This is a genomic window from Streptomyces sp. IBSBF 2435, from assembly GCF_036815005.1.
Taxonomy (GTDB): Bacteria; Actinomycetota; Actinomycetes; order Streptomycetales; family Streptomycetaceae; genus Actinacidiphila.
This window is the reverse complement of record NZ_JAJSYW010000345.1, coordinates 1-2,992: the sequence shown is the minus strand read 5'-3', so window position 1 is coordinate 2,992 and position 2,992 is coordinate 1. Positions and strand designations below refer to the sequence as shown.

The following is a 2,992-nucleotide window of genomic DNA, read 5'->3' as shown; positions in this document are numbered from 1 at the left end:
CCGTCGGTGTAGGGCCGTTTGGCCTCCAGCCCGAACCCGGTCGCCCGGTGCCGCCGCAAGGGCTCCACCTCGCGGAAGGTGCCCTCGTCCAGCAGCAGGTCGATCCGCTCGCGGGCGGTGAGCTTGCCCTTGGCACGCTGGGCCGCGGTGGCCTTCTCGCTCGGTCCGCGGACGACCTCCGCGCGGATGGCGTGCAGTTCGGCCACCCGCCCGCGGGCGTCGTTCACCTCGGCGGGCACCTCTTGCGATGTGGTCATGCAACGACAGTACGAGCCGCGGGCCGGAAAACAGGCCATCGACTTCGTACAGTGTCCGTCCCCGCTTCATGGCGGATCCCCACAGAAGCGCACAACAGCGGGGCTCCGCGGTACGGTCGCGGCGCCCCGCCGTTCCTCCGCCGCCACCGGGCGACACGCACACGTGACCGTCAGCGGCCCTCGACGGCGGCGGCCAGCGCGAGCACCCGTCTGGCCTCCTCCACATGGAGGTTCTCGATCATCCTGCCGTCCACGGTGACCACTCCACGGCCCTGTGACGTGGCCTGATCGAAGGCTTCGATGATCTTCCGGGAGCGCTCGACGTCCGCGGCGGCGGGGGCGAAGACCCGGTTGCAGGGCTCCAGCTGGCGGGGATGGATGAGCGTTTTGCCGTCGAAGCCGAGCTGCCGCGCTTGGAGGGTTTCGGCTTCGAATCCGGTCAGATCCTGGACGTCGTTGTAGACACCGTCCAAGATGACCCGGCCGGTGGCGCGGGCCGCGAGCAGCGCCATGGACAGCGCGGTGAGCAGCGGGGCGCGGCCCGGCACGTGCTCGGCGCGCAGTTCCTTGGCCAGATCGTTGGTGCCCATGACCAGCACGGTCAGCCGCTCGCTGGCCGCGGCGATCCGCCGGGCGTCGAACATCGCGGCGGGTGTCTCGATCATCGCCCAGACGGCGGTACGGTCGGGCGCGCCGGCCGCCTCCAGCGCGGCCACCACGGCGGTGACCGTCTCCGGCGCGTCCACCTTGGGCACCACGACCGCGTCGGGTCCGGCCGCGGCCGCGGCCCGCAGGTCGTCGGCGTGCCAGGGGGTGCCGGGCGCATTGACCCGGATCGTCACCTCGCGGTGGCCGTAGCCGCCGCTCGCGGCGGCCTCGGCCACCCGGTCCCTGGCCGCCTTCTTGGCATCGGGCGCGACCGAGTCCTCCAGGTCGAGGATCAGCGCGTCGGTGGGAAGGGTGCGGGCCTTCTCCAGGGCGCGTTCGTTGGCGCCGGGCATGTAGAGGACCGAGCGGCGGGGGCGGGGGGTATCGCTCATCGCCGGCCTGCCTTCCAGGCCGCGGCGTAGGCCTCGGCCAGTTCGGGGTCGCGGGCGGCGAGGGTGTCGGCGAGCCCGGCGACCACCTGGCACTGCTTGTAGGTGGCGTCGTCCTGCATCTTGCCGTCGATCATCACCGCGCCGGTGCCGTCGCCCATCGCGCCGATCACCCGCCGCGCCCAGGCCACGTCCTCGGGCGCGGGCGAGAAGACCCGCTTGGCGATGGCGATCTGCGCCGGGTGCAGCGACCAGGCGCCGACGCAGCCGAGCAGGAAGGCGTTGCGGAACTGGTCCTCGCACGCGGTGACGTCCTGGATGTCGCCGAAGGGGCCGTAGTACGGCAGGATGCCGTGCGCCGCGCAGGCGTCGACCATCCGGGCGAGCGTGTAGTGCCACAGGTCCTGCTGGTACGTCGCCCGGGGCGCGTCGGCGGGGCTCCCCCCGCCGGAGGCCGAGGGCGGGTCCTCGCGGACCAGGTAGCCGGGGTGGCCGCCGCCGACCCTGGTGGTCTTCATCCGCCGGCTGGCGGCCAGGTCGGCGGGGCCGAGCGAGATGCCCTGCATGCGGGGGCTGGCGCCGGCGATCTCCTCGACATTGGCGACGCCCGCGGCGGTCTCCAGGATCGCGTGCACCAGGATCGGCCGGCGCAGGCCCGCCCGTGCCTCCAGCTGGGCCAGCAGCCGGTCGACGTAGTGGATGTCGTGCGCGCCCTCCACCTTGGGGACCATCACGACGTCGAGCCGGTCGCCGATCTCGGTGACCAGGGTGAGCAGGTCGTCCAGCGCCCAGGGCGAGTCCAGGCTGTTGATCCGGGTCCACAGCTGGGTGCCGCCGAAGTCGGTTCCCTTGGCGACGGCGACCAGGCCCGTGCGGGCGGCCTCCTTGCGGTCGGAGGGGACGGCGTCCTCCAGGTTGCCGAGCAGTACGTCCACCGCGGGGGCCAGGGCGGGGACCTTGGCGGCCATCTTCTCGTTGCCGGGGTCGAAGAAGTGGATCATCCGCGAGGGCCGGAAGGGCACCTCGCGCAGGGGCTCGGGTGCCCCCACAGCCAGCGGGCGGAAGAAGTCCTTCGCCGAGCGCATGCGATCTCCCGGTGGGTCGGGTCGAGGGTTCGCCGCTCACCCTATGACCGCCGGGGCGCGGATATTACCCGTCAGTACGTGTGCTGTTGGTCACCGGCTGCCAGCGCATCGTCAGGTCCGGTTCGTTCTCCATGTTGCGTGATCCGTCGTTGCTGTCGACCACTGTGAAGCCGTGGCGGGCGTAGAAAGCCCTGGCTCGCGTATTGCGCTGGAAGACGGCGAGCGTCAGCCCGTCGGGGCGGTAAGCCTTCGCCGTGCCGAGCAGCGCGCTCCCGATGCCCTGCCGCAGGATGTCGGCGAGCAGATACAGGGCGTTCAGCTCGTCCCCCTCGACGGCCGCGTAGCCGACCACCCGGCCGTCGGCGCCGACCGCCACCCAGACCGCGGACGTGGCCATGACCACGTCCCGCACCCACGCCTCGACCTCCGCGTCGCTGCGCCTGCGCGGCGGCAGGTAGGGCATCGTCACCTCCCGCGAGGCGATGTGGACATGGGCCACGGCGGCGGCGTCCGCGGGCACGGCCGCACGGACGGTGAAGGAGGCGTTGGTCACCGCGGCACCCTATGGGCCGCGGGGGGGGGCGGGCCGACACCGGTTTTCGCCCCCCGGGGC

General features: G+C 72.7%; 4 protein-coding genes. All 4 read right to left on the bottom strand.

All coding sequences use genetic code 11. The features are described 5' to 3' along the window. Positions 1-257: carboxyl transferase domain-containing protein (locus V7E46_RS33160; protein WP_333771872.1), on the bottom strand; the 257-nt coding region annotated here is incomplete at its 3' end. A gap of 170 nt (positions 258-427) precedes the next feature. Further along, a complete protein-coding gene (locus V7E46_RS33155) occupies positions 428-1,297 on the bottom strand; it encodes an HpcH/HpaI aldolase/citrate lyase family protein (RefSeq protein WP_333771871.1) in 870 nt (289 codons plus the stop codon). Next, positions 1,294-2,379 carry an HpcH/HpaI aldolase/citrate lyase family protein gene (locus tag V7E46_RS33150; protein WP_333771870.1) on the bottom strand — a complete coding sequence of 362 codons (1,086 nt, stop codon included), beginning with the start codon at positions 2,377-2,379 and terminating at the stop codon, positions 1,294-1,296. The genes V7E46_RS33155 and V7E46_RS33150 overlap by 4 nt, the downstream gene beginning before the upstream one ends. A 64-nt stretch (positions 2,380-2,443) precedes the next feature. After that, entirely contained in the window at positions 2,444-2,932 is a 489-nt protein-coding gene (locus V7E46_RS33145; RefSeq protein WP_333771869.1) for a GNAT family N-acetyltransferase, read from the bottom strand. Between the last annotated feature and the right edge of the window lie 60 nt (positions 2,933-2,992).

Bases quoted from the DNA above. Each gene is read 5' to 3' on its own strand.
- V7E46_RS33155 (WP_333771871.1), bottom strand. From the start codon at position 1,297: ATGAGCGATACCCCCCGCCCCCGCCGCTCGGTCCTCTACATGCCCGGC.
- V7E46_RS33150 (WP_333771870.1), bottom strand. From the start codon at position 2,379: ATGCGCTCGGCGAAGGACTTCTTCCGCCCGCTGGCTGTGGGGGCACCC.